Source organism: Vibrio sp. 2130-1, from assembly GCF_033339515.1.
Map to the genome: position 1 here is coordinate 40,363 of NZ_JAWOUT010000018.1, position 18,263 is coordinate 58,625.

Annotated in this window: 15 protein-coding genes; 8 read left to right on the forward strand and 7 right to left on the reverse strand. The window is 47.4% G+C overall.

Going from position 1 to position 18,263, the window contains the following annotated elements:
• Positions 1–10: 10 nt before the first annotated feature.
• From atpA to glmU, 5 genes are all read left to right on the forward strand, one after another.
• The gene (gene atpA / locus R7Q09_RS20845) at positions 11–1,552 is read left to right on the forward strand and encodes a F0F1 ATP synthase subunit alpha (protein ID WP_005378931.1); all 1,542 of its coding nucleotides are present in this window, start codon (positions 11–13) and stop codon (positions 1,550–1,552) included.
• Positions 1,553–1,596: 44 nt separating this feature from the next.
• Positions 1,597–2,463 (forward strand): F0F1 ATP synthase subunit gamma, encoded by an 867-nt coding sequence (atpG, locus tag R7Q09_RS20850; protein WP_005378932.1) that lies wholly within the window; start codon positions 1,597–1,599, stop codon positions 2,461–2,463.
• Positions 2,464–2,498: 35 nt separating this feature from the next.
• Positions 2,499–3,902, forward strand: a complete 1,404-nt coding sequence (gene atpD, locus R7Q09_RS20855) for a F0F1 ATP synthase subunit beta (protein WP_005383849.1) — start codon at positions 2,499–2,501, stop codon at positions 3,900–3,902.
• Positions 3,903–3,920: 18 nt separating this feature from the next.
• The gene (locus R7Q09_RS20860) at positions 3,921–4,343 is read left to right on the forward strand and encodes a F0F1 ATP synthase subunit epsilon (protein ID WP_005378937.1); all 423 of its coding nucleotides are present in this window, start codon (positions 3,921–3,923) and stop codon (positions 4,341–4,343) included.
• Positions 4,344–4,492: 149 nt separating this feature from the next.
• Positions 4,493–5,854 carry a bifunctional UDP-N-acetylglucosamine diphosphorylase/glucosamine-1-phosphate N-acetyltransferase GlmU gene (glmU, locus tag R7Q09_RS20865; RefSeq protein ID WP_017635597.1) on the forward strand — a complete coding sequence of 454 codons (1,362 nt, stop codon included), beginning with the start codon at positions 4,493–4,495 and terminating at the stop codon, positions 5,852–5,854.
• An 80-nt stretch (positions 5,855–5,934) separates the two neighbouring features.
• On the opposite strand, the gene R7Q09_RS20870 is transcribed toward glmU, so the two are convergent.
• Complete coding sequence (locus R7Q09_RS20870; protein ID WP_064354428.1) at positions 5,935–6,675, reverse strand: amino acid ABC transporter permease; 741 nt, start codon at positions 6,673–6,675, stop codon at positions 5,935–5,937.
• Positions 6,676–6,790: 115 nt separating this feature from the next.
• Here R7Q09_RS20870 and R7Q09_RS20875 point away from each other — a divergent pair, with 115 nt between their 5' ends.
• Entirely contained in the window at positions 6,791–7,567 is a 777-nt protein-coding gene (locus tag R7Q09_RS20875; protein ID WP_005378944.1) for a transporter substrate-binding domain-containing protein, read from the forward strand.
• 44 nt (positions 7,568–7,611) lie between these two features.
• On the opposite strand, the gene punC is transcribed toward R7Q09_RS20875, so the two are convergent.
• Complete coding sequence (gene punC, locus R7Q09_RS20880; protein ID WP_005378946.1) at positions 7,612–8,817, reverse strand: purine nucleoside transporter PunC; 1,206 nt, start codon at positions 8,815–8,817, stop codon at positions 7,612–7,614.
• Positions 8,818–8,969: 152 nt separating this feature from the next.
• Between punC and punR the strand changes: the two genes are divergently transcribed.
• A complete protein-coding gene (gene punR / locus R7Q09_RS20885; protein WP_005378948.1) occupies positions 8,970–9,872 on the forward strand; it encodes a DNA-binding transcriptional activator PunR in 903 nt (300 codons plus the stop codon).
• A gap of 54 nt (positions 9,873–9,926) precedes the next feature.
• Here punR and ilvA read toward each other — a convergent pair whose 3' ends face one another.
• From ilvA to ilvG, 5 genes are read right to left on the reverse strand one after another with little or no spacing between them, the layout of a single operon-like run.
• Positions 9,927–11,474, reverse strand: a complete 1,548-nt coding sequence (gene ilvA, locus R7Q09_RS20890) for a threonine ammonia-lyase, biosynthetic (protein WP_239938711.1) — start codon at positions 11,472–11,474, stop codon at positions 9,927–9,929.
• A 2-nt stretch (positions 11,475–11,476) separates the two neighbouring features.
• Complete coding sequence (gene ilvD, locus R7Q09_RS20895; RefSeq protein ID WP_005383859.1) at positions 11,477–13,318, reverse strand: dihydroxy-acid dehydratase; 1,842 nt, start codon at positions 13,316–13,318, stop codon at positions 11,477–11,479.
• Positions 13,319–13,331: 13 nt separating this feature from the next.
• Complete coding sequence (gene ilvE / locus R7Q09_RS20900; protein WP_005378953.1) at positions 13,332–14,270, reverse strand: branched-chain-amino-acid transaminase; 939 nt, start codon at positions 14,268–14,270, stop codon at positions 13,332–13,334.
• A 12-nt stretch (positions 14,271–14,282) separates the two neighbouring features.
• Complete coding sequence (ilvM, locus tag R7Q09_RS20905; RefSeq protein ID WP_005378958.1) at positions 14,283–14,567, reverse strand: acetolactate synthase 2 small subunit; 285 nt, start codon at positions 14,565–14,567, stop codon at positions 14,283–14,285.
• Positions 14,568–14,578: 11 nt separating this feature from the next.
• Positions 14,579–16,225: an acetolactate synthase 2 catalytic subunit gene (gene ilvG, locus R7Q09_RS20910; RefSeq protein WP_005378960.1), complete on the reverse strand. Its 1,647-nt coding sequence runs from the start codon at positions 16,223–16,225 to the stop codon at positions 14,579–14,581.
• A gap of 465 nt (positions 16,226–16,690) precedes the next feature.
• Between ilvG and R7Q09_RS20915 the strand changes: the two genes are divergently transcribed.
• Complete coding sequence (locus tag R7Q09_RS20915; RefSeq protein ID WP_318071149.1) at positions 16,691–18,214, forward strand: YifB family Mg chelatase-like AAA ATPase; 1,524 nt, start codon at positions 16,691–16,693, stop codon at positions 18,212–18,214.
• The last annotated feature ends 49 nt before the right edge of the window (positions 18,215–18,263 follow it).

Here is an 18,263-nt window from a genome sequence, read left to right on the forward strand (position 1 = left end):
GGATTGGAGCATGCAACTTAATTCCACGGAAATTAGCGATCTGATCAAACAACGTATCGAATCTTTCGAAGTTGTTAGTGAAGCTCGCAACGAGGGTACTATCGTATCGGTAAGCGATGGTATCATCCGCATCCACGGCCTAGCGGACGTGATGCAAGGTGAAATGATTGAATTACCGGGTGGCCGTTATGCACTGGCACTTAACCTTGAGCGTGACTCGGTTGGTGCGGTTGTAATGGGCCCATATGCTGACCTTAAGGAAGGCATGAAAGTTACAGGTACTGGCCGCATTCTTGAAGTGCCAGTTGGTCCAGAACTACTAGGCCGCGTAGTAAATACGCTGGGTGAGCCTATCGATGGTAAAGGTCCAATCGAAGCGAAAATGACTTCGCCTGTAGAAGTGATCGCACCAGGTGTAATCGACCGTAAATCGGTAGACCAACCTGTGCAAACTGGTTATAAGTCAGTTGACTCAATGATCCCAATCGGTCGTGGTCAGCGTGAGCTTATCATCGGTGACCGTCAGATTGGTAAAACAGCACTGGCGATCGACGCGATCATCAACCAGAAAGACTCTGGTATTTTCTCTATCTACGTAGCAATCGGTCAGAAAGCATCGACTATCGCTAACGTTGTTCGCAAACTAGAAGAGCACGGCGCACTACAAAATACTATCGTTGTAGTTGCATCAGCTTCTGAATCTGCAGCGCTTCAATACCTAGCGCCTTACGCAGGTTGTGCGATGGGTGAATACTTCCGCGATCGCGGTGAAGACGCACTGATTGTTTACGATGATCTATCTAAGCAAGCGGTAGCTTACCGTCAGATCTCTCTACTACTTAAACGTCCACCAGGCCGTGAGGCATTCCCAGGTGACGTATTCTACTTACACTCGCGTCTACTAGAGCGTGCAGCTCGTGTAAACGAAGAGTACGTAGAGCGTTTCACTAACGGTGAAGTGAAAGGTAAGACTGGTTCTTTGACTGCTCTTCCTATCATCGAAACTCAAGCAGGTGACGTTTCAGCATTCGTACCGACTAACGTAATCTCGATTACCGATGGTCAGATCTTCCTACAAACTGAGCTATTCAACGCTGGTGTTCGTCCTGCTGTTGACCCTGGTATCTCAGTATCTCGTGTAGGTGGTTCAGCTCAGACGAAAATCATCAAGAAACTATCAGGTGGTATCCGTACAGCACTAGCTGCATACCGTGAACTAGCGGCATTTGCTCAGTTCTCTTCTGACCTTGATGACGCAACGAAGAAACAGCTAGACCATGGTCAAAAAGTTACAGAACTAATGAAGCAGAAGCAGTACGCTCCAATGTCTGTATTTGACCAAGCCCTAACTATCTTCGCGGCAGAGCGCGGTTACCTTGATGATGTAGAACTTAACAAAGTTCTAGATTTCGAGGCGGCTCTACTATCGTACGCTCGCGGTCAATACGCTGAACTAGCAGCTGAGATCGACAAGTCTGGCGCTTACAACGATGAAATCGAAGCTCAGTTGAAGAAACTGACTGACGACTTCAAAGCAACCCAAACTTGGTAATTAGGTCGGTGGCAGTTTCTGCCACCAACTAACGGAGAGTAACGATGGCCGGCGCAAAAGAGATACGTAATAAAATCGGTAGTGTTAAAAGCACTCAGAAAATTACGAAAGCGATGGAAATGGTAGCAGCTTCAAAAATGCGTCGTTCTCAAGATGCAATGGAAGCTTCTCGTCCATACGCTGAAACAATGCGTAAAGTGATCGGTCATGTGGCTAACGCAAACCTAGAGTACCGTCATCCGTACCTAGAAGAGCGTGAAGCTAAACGTGTTGGTTACATCATCGTTTCGACAGACCGTGGTCTGTGTGGTGGTTTGAACATTAACGTGTTCAAAAAAGCCGTTACAGACATGCAAGCATGGAGAGAGAAAGGTGCTGAGATTGAGCTAGCCGTTGTTGGCTCAAAAGCAACAGCTTTCTTTAAACATGGTGGCGCAAAAGTTGCGGCACAGGTTTCTGGTCTTGGAGATAATCCAAGCCTACAAGACCTAATCGGCTCTGTTGGCGTAATGCTGAAGAAATACGATGAAGGTGAACTGGACCGTCTATATGTAGTATTCAACAAGTTTGTAAATACTATGGTTCAGCAACCAACGATCGATCAATTGCTACCTTTGCCTAAATCGGACAGCGAAGAGATGCAGCGTGAGCATTCATGGGACTACATCTATGAACCTGAACCAAAACCTCTACTGGATACGCTATTAGTGCGTTACGTAGAGTCTCAGGTATACCAAGGTGTGGTTGAGAACCTTGCTTGTGAGCAAGCGGCTCGAATGATTGCGATGAAGGCTGCAACGGATAACGCAACCAGTTTGATTGACGATTTGGAACTTGTGTACAACAAAGCCCGTCAGGCTGCGATTACACAAGAACTATCAGAAATCGTTGGTGGTGCAGCTGCGGTTTAAGCTTAGGTAAAACGAAATAGTTTAGAGGATTAACGATGGCTACAGGTAAGATCGTACAGATCATCGGTGCGGTAGTCGACGTAGAGTTCCCACAGAGCAATGTACCTAGTGTATATGACGCTCTAAACGTAACGGACTCAAAAGAGCGTCTAGTTCTTGAAGTTCAACAACAGCTAGGCGGTGGCGTAGTTCGTTGTATCGTAATGGGTAGCTCTGATGGTTTACGTCGTGGAGTAGAAGTGGTTAACACTGGCGCTCCAATTTCAGTACCAGTAGGTACTAAAACTCTAGGTCGTATCATGAACGTCCTAGGTGACGCGATTGACGAGCGTGGTGAAGTGGGTGCGGAAGAGGTTTACTCTATCCACCGTAGTGCACCAAGCTACGAAGAGCAATCAAACGAAATTGCACTTCTAGAAACGGGCGTTAAAGTAATCGACCTAATTTGTCCATTCGCTAAGGGTGGTAAAATCGGTCTATTCGGTGGTGCTGGTGTAGGTAAGACCGTTAACATGATGGAACTTATCAACAACATCGCACTACAGCACTCAGGTCTATCAGTATTTGCTGGTGTTGGTGAGCGTACTCGTGAAGGTAACGATTTCTACTACGAGATGCAGGAAGCGGGCGTTGTAAACGTTGAGAAGCCTGAAGAATCAAAAGTAGCGATGGTTTACGGTCAGATGAACGAGCCACCAGGTAACCGTCTACGTGTTGCACTGACTGGTCTAACAATGGCAGAGCGTTTCCGTGACGAAGGTCGTGACGTACTACTGTTCATTGATAACATCTACCGTTACACACTTGCAGGTACAGAGGTATCAGCACTACTAGGTCGTATGCCTTCTGCGGTAGGTTACCAGCCAACTCTTGCAGAAGAGATGGGTGTACTTCAGGAGCGTATCACGTCAACGAAATCAGGTTCTATCACGTCTGTACAGGCGGTATACGTACCAGCGGATGACTTGACTGACCCGTCTCCAGCAACAACGTTCGCGCACTTGGATGCAACGGTTGTACTTAACCGTAACATCGCTGCAATGGGTCTATACCCTGCGATCGACCCGCTAGATTCAACATCTCGTATGCTTGATCCACTAGTCGTTGGTCAAGATCACTACGAAGTTGCTCGTGGTGTTCAGCAGACTCTTCAGCGCTACAAAGAGCTGAAAGATATCATTGCTATCCTAGGTATGGACGAGCTATCTGAAGAAGATAAGCAAGTTGTATCTCGTGCACGTAAGATTGAGCGTTTCCTAACTCAGCCTTACCACGTAGCAGAAGTATTTACAGGTGACCCTGGTATTTACGTACCTCTAAAAGAGACTCTACGTGGCTTTAAAGGTCTACTAGCTGGTGAATACGACGACATTCCTGAGCAGGCATTTATGTACTGCGGTAGCATCGACGATGCTATTGAGAATGCGAAGAAGCTATAAGGCTAACTAGGAGGCGATATGGCAGCAATAACCTTTCACCTAGACGTAGTAAGCGCTGAGAAGAAAATCTTCTCTGGTCGTGTTGAAACGTTTCAGGTGACCGGTAGCGAAGGTGAACTTGGTATTTTCCATGGTCACACACCGCTGCTGACCGCTATCAAGCCTGGTATGGTGCGTATTGTGAAACAGCACGGCCACGAAGAAATTATTTATGTTTCTGGTGGTATGGTAGAGATTCAGCCTGGTACAGCGACTGTACTAGCTGATACAGCTATCCGTGGTGAAGAGCTAGACGCAGCGAAGGCAGAAGAAGCCAAACGCCGCGCTGAGGAGCAAATCCAGAATCAGCATGGTGACATGGACTTCGCACAAGCGGCCAGTGAACTGGCTAAAGCCATTGCTCAGCTACGAGTTATCGAGCTGACAAAAAAGCGTCGCTAAGCTCAATTAGCAACGTTGCATGAAAAAAGGCGGCCAATTGGTCGCCTTTTTGATTAATTTTAGTTGGAAATTTACATCCCACCATTAACTAATCCTTCCAAGGTGTTTAAAATAACGCCCAATTAAAATAGAACGTCAATAGGTTATTAATGAAATTCAGTGCTGTGATCCTTGCTGCGGGTAAAGGTACCCGTATGTATTCAAACATGCCTAAAGTGCTACACACTTTGGCAGGGAAGCCAATGGCAAAACATGTGATTGATACATGTACAGGTCTTGGCGCACAAAACATCCACTTAGTATATGGTCACGGTGGTGATCAAATGCAGCAAACGCTAGCAGAAGAGCCTGTAAACTGGGTACTGCAAGCGGAGCAACTAGGTACAGGTCATGCGGTTGATCAAGCGTCTCCGAAGTTTGAAGACGATGAAAAAGTACTGGTGCTTTACGGTGATGTTCCACTGATTTCAGCTGAAACGATTGAAAACCTATTAGATGCACAGCCAACAGGCGGTATTGCACTACTAACAGTGATTCTAGATAACCCGACAGGCTACGGTCGTATTATCCGTAAGAATGGTCCTGTTGTGGCGATCGTTGAGCAAAAAGATGCAACAGAAGAACAAAAACAAATTAAAGAGATCAACACTGGCGTGATGGTTGCGACTGGTGGGGATCTTAAGCGTTGGTTGTCTGGCTTAAACAACAACAACGCACAAGGCGAATACTACCTAACTGACGTTATTGCAGCTGCACACGATGAAGGTCGTGCCGTTGAGGCAGTACACCCAGTCAATGCCATTGAGGTGGAAGGGGTCAACGACCGCGCACAGCTTGCTCGTCTAGAGCGTGCTTTCCAGTCAATGCAAGCTCAGAAACTACTAGAGCAAGGTGTCATGCTACGCGATCCAGCACGCTTTGATTTGCGTGGTGAGTTACAGTGCGGTATGGACTGTGAAATCGACGTGAATGTTATCATCGAAGGTAAAGTTTCACTGGGTGATAACGTAGTTATCGGTGCGGGTTGTGTACTGAAAGATTGTGAAATCGACGACAACACCATCGTTCGCCCTTACAGTGTGATTGAAGGTGCAACGGTTGGTGAAGAATGTACGGTTGGTCCATTTACTCGCCTTCGTCCTGGTGCTGAAATGCGTAACGATTCCCATGTGGGTAACTTCGTTGAAGTGAAAAATGCGCGCATCGGAGAAGGTTCAAAAGCGAACCACCTAACTTACTTAGGTGATGCAGAGATCGGTCAACGTACTAACATCGGTGCAGGTACTATCACTTGTAACTACGATGGTGCGAACAAGTTTAAAACTATCATCGGTAATGATGTTTTTGTTGGTTCTGATAGCCAGCTGGTGGCGCCTGTCACTATCGCTGATGGCGCAACCATCGGTGCAGGCACGACACTAACAAAAGATGTTGAAGAAGGTGAGTTAGTAATTACTCGCGTCAAAGAGCGCAAAATTACTGGCTGGCAGCGTCCTGTAAAACAGAAATAAGCAATACCTGCACTCTATCGCTATATTGTCAAAGCCGTTCAACAAGAGCGGCTTTGTTGTTTCTAGCTCAGGCTTCATCGTTAGTAACTAGGAATAGCAATACGGTTTTCGAGCCAACGAACGGCTTGAGATACAAATAGGATGAGTAACAAGTACTCCAAAACGAGGAAGGTATAAATCTCTAAGGGTAAGTACTCATTCACCACCAGCTCATTAGCACGGCGAGTGAGATCGCTTAAACCAATCACGCTGACTAAAGAACTCATCTTGAGAATGTAGACAAATTGATTGCCCAGTGGAGGGAGGATTTGTCGAAATGCTTGGGGAAGAATTACCAAGCGCATCTTTTGCCAATAGCTTAAGCCCAAAGATTCAGCCGCTTCATGTTGGCCACGGCTGATAGCTTGTATCCCACCGCGAAACACTTCCGCCATAAACGCACTCTCAGCGATAGTCAGTGCAATAACACCCGCCCAAAAGTGATTGAGTGAGACATCCAATAGTGTAGGCATGCCGTAATACACCCAAAGTAGTAAGACTAAAACTGGCACTGAACGGATCACCTCGACATAAATACGGTTTATCCACTTCAGAGAGGCAGAGTCCGACAGAGCGGGTAAGGCAACGATCAGGCCCAAGCTCATCGCAAATAACATACTGAGGAGTGATACCTGAATGGTGTCATTAAACCCAGCGATTAAAAACTTTAGATTGGTGAGCCCTTGATCCGTCGAAGGGTCAAGTACATACCAGCCCCATTGATAATCAGAACAACCAGTGAGTAATAGCAGTGAAAACAGCCATAGAGTTCGAAACGTCACATTTACTCCCTGAATTAACTAAAAAACTTCCTTTGTTACTGCTATGTTATCAGTAGAGCTCTAATAAAGGTTAATTATTAAACCGTATAAGGTCATTATTTTTAAGGGAATAAAAATGAGAAAGATTTTACTAGTGCTAGGAATGTGTTTGCTTGCTGCGACTCAAGTCGCTCACGCTGAAAGCCGTCTTCAATCCATTTTAGACAATGGCGTACTCCGAGTTGGAACGACGGGAGATTGGAATCCGATGACGATGAAAGACCCCGCGACAAACAGTTATCGTGGCTTCGATATCGATGTAACAACAGAACTTGCTAAAGATCTCGGTGTAAAAGTGGAGTATGTGCCCACGGATTGGAAGACGCTAGTTAATGGCATTACCGCCAACAAATACGATATTACTGGCAGCGCATCTCTGAACATGTCTCGCGCGAAAGTAGCTGGATATAGCCAGCCATATTTCTACCTTGCCTTTGTACCTGTGGTGCAAAAGAAAGATCTCGCCAAATTCTCTGATTGGGCGGATTTTAATAAACCAGAAGTAAAAGTCGCGGCGACGTTAGGTACGGTACAAGAAAAAATGGTGAAAGAATTCTTCCCGTCTGCTCAACATATTGTTATTGAAGCGCCAGCGCGCGACTTCCAAGAACTACTAGCTCGCAGGGCCGATGTATCGGTGACGTCCAATGTGGAAGCAGCGACGTTGGTGGATAAGTTTAAACAGTTGGCGATAGTGCCAGTGACCGCACCGCGTAAACCAACCCCAATTGCTATGTTGTTGCCGCAAGACGATCAAGTATGGATTAATTATATCAATCACTGGGTAGAGTTGAAAAAGACTCAAGGCTTTTTTAAGCAGACTGCCAAGAAGTGGGGGTTGAAAAGCTTATAAACAGAAAGAGCCGCATTGCGCGGCTCTTTTTATTATCTGAACGATTAAAGTTCGTCTTCACTCACGACTCGGGCGTTGTCAGGAGTCGTAAAGTGCTTGGATAATTCGCGATTCGACAGAATGTATCCCATCCACAGCCCACCCATACAGATGATGATTGCGATGCCAGTAACCATCTGAGCTTGGCTTGCCATTGCGGCTACCAATGCACTTGAGAAGCTACTTACACAGATTTGCAGGCTGTTTTGCAGACCTGCTGCTGTTGCAGGGCTCTGTTGTGCGCTGGCCAGTGCACGGTTTACCACTATTGGGTACAGCGCGCCGTTAGCAACGGCAATCAAACAGAATGGCGCAAGAATAGGCCAAATCGATGACAGCTCCCACTGTGAAGCAATGAAAATCATTAATGCCGCGACACTAAATAGGCCAATCAGTTGGCGCAGAACCTTTTCATCACCAAATTTTCGAACGCCTACTTTACCTAAGTAGCCACCAGCCATAAATGCGATAGTTTGTGGGATAAAGCTCAAACCAATATCTTTTGCTTCGTAGCCCAGTTGCGCCATGATTTCTGGCATCCCTGTTAGGTAAGCAAAGAATGCAGCTGAAGCCGTCGCAAACATAAACACGTTGCCAAGGTATTTTTTAGAACTCAGCAGCGCTTTGATGTCGGCAGACATACTGGTTTGTTTGATTTCTGCTTTCTCGTCTTTTTGTGCCATGGTCGCAAAGACCAAAAAGACACCAACCAGTGTTAGCGTAATAAAGATACTGTGCCAGCCGAAGTTATCTGCCAACACAACCCCTAATTGAGGTGCTAGTGCTGGTGATAGCGCGACGAGTGGCATTATTGTCGCAAAAATTTGTTGGCTACTGCTTGAGTAGCGCTTAATGACCATAGCCTGCCAGATCACGGCTGGTGCACACACACCGATAGCTTGGATAAAGCGCAGTGTGAGTAGTTGCCATACTTGATCACAGAAAGCCAAACCGAATGACGCGATAGTAAATAGCACCAACCCGGCTGCGAGTGTATTACGATGGCCAAATTTATCGGATGCCAATCCCCACATTAGTTGGCCAATCGCCATACCAACGAGGAATACCGTTAAAGAGAGCGCAATTTGCTCAGGGCCTGTTGCAAAGTCGATTTCCATCGCTTTGAATGCTGGCAGATACATATCGGTAGCAACGAAGCCAAGCATCGATAATGCTGCCAGATAAATGAGCTGTAGTTTTGAGATTTTCATGATTCAACCAGTCAAATTATTTAATCATTTTTTAATCAACATCAGTTGGCGCCAACCCTGATTTATTTACCTTATTATTCTATTTTTCGATTTTGAGAAAATAAAACGCTAAAATTGTTGGTTATCAATCAAATTTTTTGAAAGGTTAAATCATGTTCTCTAAAGCGTCTTTGGAAATGCTGGATACGGTTGCCCGTTTAGGCAGTTTCACCGCTGCGGCTGAGGTATTGCATAAAGTCCCCTCAGCCATCAGCTATGGAGTAAGGCAGGTCGAGCAAGATTTAGATGTGGTGCTGTTTCGACGTTTACCAAGGAAAGTCGAGCTAACTCCAGCGGGTGAACTTTTTATGGCCGAGGCGCGCTCTTTGCTGCGTCAAATGGAAGAGGTGAAAGCACAAACGCGGCGAGCGGCTCAAGGATGGAAAAGCACGTTAAAGCTGACCTTAGATAACGTGGTGAAGTTAGAAAAACTCAAACCTTTGGTGGAAGATTTTTATCGCGAGTTTGAATTTGCTGAATTGCAGATCAATATGGAGGTCTTCAATGGTTCTTGGGAAGCCATAGCACAAGGTCGAGCCGACATTGTCGTTGGCGCGACATCTGCGGTTCCCGTTGGGGGAGATTTTGAAGTCAAAGATATGGGCGTATTAGATTGGGCATTTGTAATGTCACCCGCTCATCCTTGCGTTCGACAACAAGTGCTTACTGAAGCATTTGTGAGTCAATTTCCGGCGATCTGTCTTGATGATACTTCGAACGTGCTGCCAAAACGCCATACTGGCCATTATCCGCAACAGCGCCGATTATTATTGCCCAATTGGTATAGTGCGATTGAATGTTTAAAAAATGGGGTGGGCGTGGGTTACATGCCACGTCATATTGCAACACCCTTAATCAATGATGGTGTGCTGGTGGAGAAGGTCATGCCGGATGATAAACCGCTCAGTCACTGCTGCTTAGTATGGCGCAAAGATGATAATCATAAATTGATCCAGTGGATGGTGGACTATCTTGGGTCGCCTAATCAGCTACATAAAGATTGGTTACAGTCATAAAAAACACCTCGCTAATGCGAGGTGTTGTCTTTGATATATTTGAAATGTGGCGTTTTATGACAAGAAAAACTTATACGATGGGTTGTCTGTCTCATCTTTGCATTGATAGCCAAGTTCACGTAAATGTGCAGAAAACTGAGCTAAATCGCTTTCATCTAACTCGAAACCACATAAAACACGTCCGTAGTCAGCGCCGTGGTTACGGTAGTTGAACAAGCTGATATTCCAATGAGTACCGAGTGTGCTTAAGAAGTTGAGTAGCGCTCCCGGATATTCTGGGAATTCAAAGCTGTATAGGCGCTCTTTAAGCGGCTTAGACGGCTTACCACCAATCATGTAGCGCACGTGCAGCTTCGCCATTTCATCATCAGACAAATCAACCACTGGGTAGCCACCATCACGTAAGTCGTGAATGATATGTTCTAGCTCTTCCTGACCGCCTTGCAAACGCACACCGACAAAGATATTTGCCAATGCGTCATCGTTGTAGCGGTAGTTAAACTCCGTTACGGCGCGGCCGCCAATGAGGTTACAGAACTCAAAGAAGGCACCTTGACGCTCAGGAATGGTGACGGCAAGCAAACCTTCACGTTTCTCACCAAGCTCGCAACGCTCAGAAACATAACGTAAGCCATGGAAGTTAGTGTTGGCACCAGACAGCACAGTACCTAAATTCTTACCTTGCAGTTTGTTTTGCTCAGCAAACTTCTTCAAACCCGCCAGAGCAAGCGCGCCAGAAGGCTCTGCAATCGCACGGGTGTCTTCAAAGATGTCTTTTACTGCTGCGCAGATTTCATCGCTAGAGACTGCAATATGGCCATCAATGTACTTTTGGCATAGACGAAACGTCTCTTCACCAATGCGTTTTACTGCAACGCCATCGGCAAACATGCTGACCTGGTCTAATACTACTGGTTCACCTGCATCCAATGCCGCTTTGAGGCATGAAGAATCTTCTGGCTCGACCGCAATCACTTTGATTTCTGGCATTAGCTGCTTCACGAGTACCGCAACACCGGCAGCCAAACCGCCACCACCGACAGGGACGAAGATGTAATCAAGGTGACCATTTTGCTGCAGCATTTCCATGCCTATGGTGCCTTGACCTGCAATCACCAGTGGGTGATCGAAAGGAGGGACAAATGTGTACCCATGCAGATCAGAAAGGCGTTCCGCTTCCGCTTTTGCCTCATCAAAGTTGCTGCCGTGCAGCACTACATTGCCACCGAAGCCACGTACCGCATCGACTTTGATGTCTGGTGTGGTTTTGGGCATCACGATGGTGGTCTTGATGCCTAGCTTAGTACCAGAGAGCGCCATGCCTTGAGCGTGGTTACCTGCCGATGCTGCAATGACACCAGCGGCTTTTTGTGCTTCAGATAAACTCGCCACCATGTTGTATGCACCGCGCAATTTGAACGAGTGTACGGGTTGGCGATCTTCACGCTTGATCTGCACGTTATTCCCGATACGTGCAGATAAACGAGGCATTTCTTGCAGTGGCGTCACTGTTGCTACTTCATAAACAGGTGCGCGAAGGATTTGGCGCAGATAATCTGCGCCAGTTTGGTTCACTTGTTTTTCGGGTTGAGCTTCCATCATTGCTAGCCCTCTAGCTTCGACTTGTCTCGTACTGCACCCTTGTCAGCACTGGTTGCCATACTCGCGTACGCTTTGAGTGCAAATGAAACTTCACGTTGGCGGTCAACTGGTTTCCAGCCTAGTTCGTCTTGTTTTGCACGGCGCTCAGCAAGTTCTTGTTCAGACACTTGGAGTGAAATTGAACGGTTTGGAATATCAATTGCGATCATATCGCCTTCTTTTACCAGACCAATTGCACCGCCGTTTGCTGCTTCAGGAGAGGCGTGGCCGATAGACAGACCTGATGTGCCGCCAGAGAAACGGCCGTCAGTCAGAAGTGCACACTCTTTGCCAAGGCCCATCGATTTTAGATAAGTGGTTGGGTAAAGCATTTCTTGCATGCCCGGACCACCTTTAGGGCCTTCGTAACGGATAACAACCACGTCGCCTGCTTTTACTTTGCCGCCTAAGATGCCTTCTACGGCGTCTTCTTGGCTTTCGAAAACTACGGCTGGGCCAGTGAACTTATGGATGCTCTCATCCACACCAGCAGTCTTAACGATACAACCATCTAATGCGATGTTGCCTGATAGAACGGCTAGGCCACCTTCTTGGCTAAAGGCATGATCGATAGTACGAATACAACCTTCCGCACGGTCGTCATCAAGGCGATCCCAGCGGCAATCTTGTGAGAACGCTTGAGTAGTACGAATACCCGCAGGACCTGCGCGGTAGAACTTAAGTACTTCTTCGTCTTCAGTTTGGATGATGTCGTATTTTGCGAGCTGCTCTTTCATGGAAAGACCAAGTACGGTGCGCGCATCATTGTGTAGAAGACCTGCACGATCTAACTCACCAAGAATTGCCATGACGCCACCTGCGCGGTGTACGTCTTCCATGTGATATTTCTGGGTAGATGGTGCCACTTTACATAGGTGTGGTACTTGACGTGATAGGCGATCGATATCTTCCATATCGAAATCCACTTCACCTTCTTGCGCCGCGGCAAGTAGGTGCAGAATGGTGTTGGTTGAACCGCCCATTGCAATATCCAGCGCCATCGCGTTTTCGAACGCATCAAACGTAGCGATGTTGCGCGGCAGTGCTGATTCGTCATCTTGCTCGTAGTAACGACGAGTCAGTTCAACGATACGACGACCTGCATTAAGGAACAGTTGTTCACGGTCAGCGTGCGTTGCCAGCATAGAACCGTTACCTGGTTGAGAAAGCCCCAGTGCTTCCGTTAGACAGTTCATTGAGTTTGCAGTGAACATGCCTGAACACGATCCACACGTTGGACATGCGCTACGTTCGATCTGCTCGCTTTGCTCATCAGACACTTTTGGATCCGCGCCTTGGATCATCGCATCTACAAGGTCTAGTTTGATGATCTGATCAGAAAGCTTGGTTTTACCCGCTTCCATTGGACCACCAGAAACAAAGATAACAGGGATGTTAAGACGCATAGATGCCATCAACATTCCTGGAGTGATTTTGTCACAGTTAGAGATACATACCATGGCATCGGCACAGTGCGCGTTGACCATGTACTCCACAGAGTCTGCGATCAGTTCGCGTGAAGGCAGTGAGTACAGCATGCCGCCGTGACCCATTGCGATACCATCATCAACCGCGATGGTGTTGAATTCTTTCGCAATACCGCCAGCTTTTTCGATTTCGCGTGCTACAAGCTGACCCATGTCTTTCAGGTGTACGTGACCCGGAACAAATTGAGTAAACGAGTTTACAACGGCGATGATTGGTTTACCGAAGTCTTCTTCTTTCACGCCCGTTGCACGCCACAGTGCTCGTGCACCCGCCATGTTACGACCATGTGTGGTGGTAGCTGATCTATATTTTGGCATTTCCTAATCCTTCTTACTTCTGTTCTGGGTACACATAGTCTAACCAGCCCCACTTATCTTCCGTGGTGCCGTCAAATAGGCCAAAGTAGGCTGCTTGTAGTTCTTTAGTGATAGGGCCGCGCTTACCAGTGCCCACTTCAATCTTGTCGATGGTTGCCACTGGTACAATCTCAGCCGCAGTACCTGTCATGAAGACTTCATCGGCAAGGTAAAGGGCTTCACGAGCAATGTTCGCTTCACGTACTTCGTAGCCTTTATCGCGTGCAATTGTCATGATCGAGTCACGAGTGATGCCCGGTAGAATCGCGCTAGTTGCTGGTGGTGTGGTGATTACGCCATCTTTGATAACGAAGATGTTTTCACCAGCCCCTTCCGATAGGTAACCATCTACGCTTAGCGCAATACCTTCGTCGTAACCGTGACGACGGGCTTCACCACCAACCAGTAGTGAAGATAGGTAGTTACCGCCTGCTTTAGCCGCAGTTGGGATGGTGTTTGGCGCAGCGCGGTTCCAGCTTGAAATCATCGCGTCGACACCTTTTTCTAGCGCTTCTTCGCCTAAGTAAGAGCCCCAAGGAAATGCTGCAATGATTAGATCCATCTCAGTGCCAACTGGTGGACATACGCCTAAGCCAACATTACCGACAAAACCCAATGGACGAATGTAAGCGCTGTCGAGTTTGTTTTGGCGCAGCGTTTCGCGGGTCGCTTCCATGATTTCTTCTACAGAGAAAGGGATCGGAAAGCGGTAAATCTTGGCAGAATCTTTTAGACGTTGTGCATGCTCACGGTGACGGAAGACAATTGGGCCTTTTGGTGTGTTGTAACAGCGCACGCCTTCAAACACGGATGTACCATAGTGCATTGCGTGAGTCAGAACGTGAACGTTCGCCTCTGCCCATGGAACCATCTCACCATTAAACCAAATGAAATCTGCAGTTTTCGTTGCCATTTGTTGCCTTCCTTATGCACTTACGTGTTGTTGTAAGTTGTGATTTGGCAGTTCATCGTTGCGGATTTTTAGCACCTCAACCTTACGAACGTCCCACAACTTCTCTATTTGATTGATCAAAAACGAGATTGGTCGATCGCTGTCGACGATGATCTCGACGCTGGCTACTTTGCTTTCGTGGTTTTGCGTAGCAGCGACTTGTTTGATCACGAAGCCTCGGTGACGAATCACACGTAGAACGCGCTCCAACAGTACCGGTTTGTCATCGGCTTTGATGTCGAGTAAATATCTGTCCATGCGATTGTCTCCTATGTATTTTCCAACATATCACTGTTTGATGCGCCAGGTGGCACCAATGGCCACACGTTTTCTTCTTCATCAATCAAAACGTGAAGCATGTAAGAAGTTTCACTCGCTAGCATCTCTTTGAGAGCAGGTTCGACTTCTTCTTTCTTGGTGATGGTTTTGCCCGGGATATCGAACGCTTTTGCTAACATCACGAAATCTGGGTTGTCATCAAGAATGGTTTCACTGTGGCGACCGTCAAAGAACAATGACTGCCATTGGCGAACCATGCCAAGACGTTGGTTATTAAGAAGGACAATCTTCACTGGAATCTGCCGACGCTTCAGCGTGCCCAATTCCTGAACGTTCATCATAAATGAACCGTCACCTGTAATAAGGATAGACTGATCATCAGGACGTGCGACTGCAGCGCCCATCGCTGCTGGCAAGCCAAAGCCCATGGTGCCAAGGCCAGCAGAAGTGATAAAATTTTGTGGTTCGCGTGGCTGGATATGTTGCGCTGCCCACATCTGATGCTGACCGACGTCGGTCGAGACAATTGAGCTATCTGGCATCATGTCAGACAGTTGTTTAAGCAATAGCGGTGCGTAGATTAACTCGCCTGGGTGGTCGTAACGCCACTTAAAGCCGCTGCGCAGACTTTCACTGTGATGAACCCACGGTGAGATATCTTGAGTCAGCTCTAGCTGAGGAAGAATGGTGTTGATGTCGCCACGTAATGGTGCGTTGGCGTGGCGCAGTTTATGAATCTCCGCAGCATCAATGTCGATGTGAATCACTTTCGCATTTGGTGCAAACGTATCGAGCTTACCCGTCACACGGTCATCAAAACGCGCGCCAACCACGATCAATAGATCAGCTTCTTGAACCACTAGGTTGGCGGCTTTGGTGCCGTGCATACCCAACATACCAAGATAGTGAGGATCATGGCGTTCAATGGTACCGAGGCCTTTTAATGTGCTAACTGCAGGCATTGGGTTTAAGCGAAGAAATTCGCGTACTGCATCGGTTGCTTTCGCAAGTTGCACGCCACCACCAACATACAACACTGGGCGAGTAGATGCTGCCAGCACATCTTGCGCACGTTTGATATCTTCAGCGCTGACATCTTCGATTGCTGGTGCTATGTATGGAGGAAGAAGGTCTGTAGGTGCTTGAGCGAGTTGAACGTCTTTGGCGATATCGACAATGACAGGACCCGGACGACCGGTTTTTGCGACCTCAAAGGCTTCGGCAAGTGTCGGAGCTAGATCTTCAATTTCGGTCACGAGATAGCTGTGCTTAGTACAGGCTAGGGACATTCCGATCACATCCATTTCTTGGAATGCATCGGTACCGATATGAGAGCTAGCAACCTGGCCTGTGATGGCAACTAGAGGTACGGAGTCAAGGAAAGCGTCGGCAAGGCCGGTAACAAGGTTAGTGGCTCCTGGGCCAGAAGTTGCCATGCACACAGCAACGTCTTGAGTGGAACGAGCCATCCCGATAGCTGCCATAGCGGCCCCTTGCTCGTGACGGCATAGGATGTGTTCCACCCCACCGTCATACAAAGCATCATAGATTGGCATGATGGCCCCGCCGGGGTAGCCAAAAACGGTTTCGATGCCTTGCTGTCTTAAAGCGGCTACGACAAGTTGTGCACCAGTCATCGTAAACCTCCTTTGCTACGTTGTGGCTCGTAGCGATTGCCATATTTATTGCACTTCATGTGCACTCCCATTCTTCCCGTTAAACTGTCCGAGGGTTAGACAGATGACAACTTGTAGTTGTAAAAAAACCCCCGGACTTTTCAGTGCGGGGGTTTTTTGTAATTTGTGGTTACCTTTCGCCCACAATACCCCGCGCGGTGCCAATAATGACCACGATAATCAGGGCTAGCAGTGCGTTGATATGAGCGAAAAGGTTCATCTGTCTGTCGTTCTTTTTTCGTTAAAAAATGTTGTGTAATGTTCTACGAAATTGTTTGCGTCATTAGTGGTATCACACAATTCCGCTGCATGACAAGCAAAAAGTCATTCTTTTTTCACATTAACTCTCAATTGGGACGCGGTATATAACATAACCAACTAGATAAAACATTTGTTTACAGAGTGTTCAAAAAAATTGAGGAACGTATGGGGCTGGCAATCATTCATAGTCGAGCAAGCGTCGGGGTGCAAGCGCCATCGGTTAGTGTAGAAGTTCATATCAGCAACGGCATGCCAGGGTTTACCTTAGTAGGCTTGCCAGAGACAACGGTAAAAGAGTCCAAAGATCGCGTACGCAGTGCGATCATTAATTCTAACTTGCAATTTCCTGCTAAGCGGATCACCGTGAACTTGGCTCCGGCAGATCTACCCAAGGAGGGAGGGCGTTTTGATCTTCCTATTGCATTGGGAATTTTGGCCGCTTCGGAGCAAATCGCGACAGATAAGCTCAAAAACTACGAATTTGTTGGTGAGTTAGCGTTATCTGGTGGTCTGAGACCTGTAAAAGGTGTGCTGCCTGCTGCGCTGGAAGCCAGTAAGATTCAACGTCATTTGGTCGTCCCACATGTGAATGGCGATCAGGCGGCGCTGGTGGGGAAGGAACAACATAAATCGGCCCAATCATTACTGGAAGTATGTGCCGAGCTTTGTGGTCAACATCGACTGAATCTTTTTCAAACGCCTAAGCGAAAAACGATCGAAAAACATGGTCGAGACTTACAAGATATTATTGGCCAACAACAAGGTAAGCGAGCACTGGAGATTGCTGCCGCTGGAAACCACAACTTACTTTTCCTTGGCCCGCCAGGTACTGGAAAAACGATGTTGGCTTCGCGTTTGTGTGACTTATTACCGGAAATGAGTGACGAAGAAGCAATGGAAACCGCTTCGGTGGCATCGTTGACTCAGAGTGAAATTAATGAGCATAACTGGAAGTCGCGTCCGTTTCGTTCTCCGCATCATTCAAGTTCAATGGCGGCATTAGTCGGCGGTGGTTCGGTACCCAGACCAGGGGAGATCTCTTTAGCCCACAACGGGTTATTGTTTCTCGATGAAATGCCCGAATTTGATCGTAAAGTTCTGGACTCGTTACGCGAACCGCTCGAATCTGGAGAGATCATTATCTCTCGAGCGCAAGGTAAAACACGCTTTCCGGCTCGTTTCCAATTAGTCGGAGCCTTGAACCCAAGCCCGACAGGATATTACGAAGGCAATCAAGCGCGCACCAATCCACAAGCTATTTTGCGCTACCTTGGTCGATTATCTGGACCACTGTTAGATCGCTTTGATATGTCTTTAGAAATCCCAGCTTTGCCCAAAGGGACATTAGCAGAAGGTGGTGATCGCGGTGAGCCGACTGCTATCGTAAAAGCGCGTGTGAGCCATGCGCGTAACAATATGCTAAACCGCAGTGGTAAGGTCAATGCACTGCTAGGTAGTCGAGAAATTGAGGCGTTTTGTCCCTTGCATAAGAGTGATGCTGAGTTTCTTGAAACCGCTTTGCATCGTTTAGGGCTCTCGATTCGTGCATATCATCGTATTATCAAAGTGGCGCGAACAATCGCCGATCTGGATGGGGCGGAGCAAATTGAACGAACGCACTTGGCCGAGGCGCTTGGGTATCGAGCGATGGACCGTTTGCTGAAACAGCTTACGGCGCAAGCGGTATAGACAGCAAAGTGTCATCGCAACAAGTGTTGTAAGCACCTTGTTGCGATGA

Bases quoted from the DNA above. Each gene is read 5' to 3' on its own strand.
- ilvM (WP_005378958.1), bottom strand. From the start codon at position 14,567: ATGGACAGATATTTACTCGACATCAAAGCCGATGACAAACCGGTACTG.
- R7Q09_RS20860 (WP_005378937.1), top strand. From the start codon at position 3,921: ATGGCAGCAATAACCTTTCACCTAGACGTAGTAAGCGCTGAGAAGAAA.
- glmU (WP_017635597.1), top strand. From the start codon at position 4,493: ATGAAATTCAGTGCTGTGATCCTTGCTGCGGGTAAAGGTACCCGTATG.
- ilvE (WP_005378953.1), bottom strand. From the start codon at position 14,270: ATGGCAACGAAAACTGCAGATTTCATTTGGTTTAATGGTGAGATGGTT.
- ilvG (WP_005378960.1), bottom strand. From the start codon at position 16,225: ATGACTGGTGCACAACTTGTCGTAGCCGCTTTAAGACAGCAAGGCATC.
- R7Q09_RS20875 (WP_005378944.1), top strand. From the start codon at position 6,791: ATGAGAAAGATTTTACTAGTGCTAGGAATGTGTTTGCTTGCTGCGACT.
- atpD (WP_005383849.1), top strand. From the start codon at position 2,499: ATGGCTACAGGTAAGATCGTACAGATCATCGGTGCGGTAGTCGACGTA.
- atpG (WP_005378932.1), top strand. From the start codon at position 1,597: ATGGCCGGCGCAAAAGAGATACGTAATAAAATCGGTAGTGTTAAAAGC.
- punC (WP_005378946.1), bottom strand. From the start codon at position 8,817: ATGAAAATCTCAAAACTACAGCTCATTTATCTGGCAGCATTATCGATG.
- punR (WP_005378948.1), top strand. From the start codon at position 8,970: ATGTTCTCTAAAGCGTCTTTGGAAATGCTGGATACGGTTGCCCGTTTA.
- ilvD (WP_005383859.1), bottom strand. From the start codon at position 13,318: ATGCCAAAATATAGATCAGCTACCACCACACATGGTCGTAACATGGCG.
- atpA (WP_005378931.1), top strand. From the start codon at position 11: ATGCAACTTAATTCCACGGAAATTAGCGATCTGATCAAACAACGTATC.
- ilvA (WP_239938711.1), bottom strand. From the start codon at position 11,474: ATGATGGAAGCTCAACCCGAAAAACAAGTGAACCAAACTGGCGCAGAT.
- R7Q09_RS20915 (WP_318071149.1), top strand. From the start codon at position 16,691: ATGGGGCTGGCAATCATTCATAGTCGAGCAAGCGTCGGGGTGCAAGCG.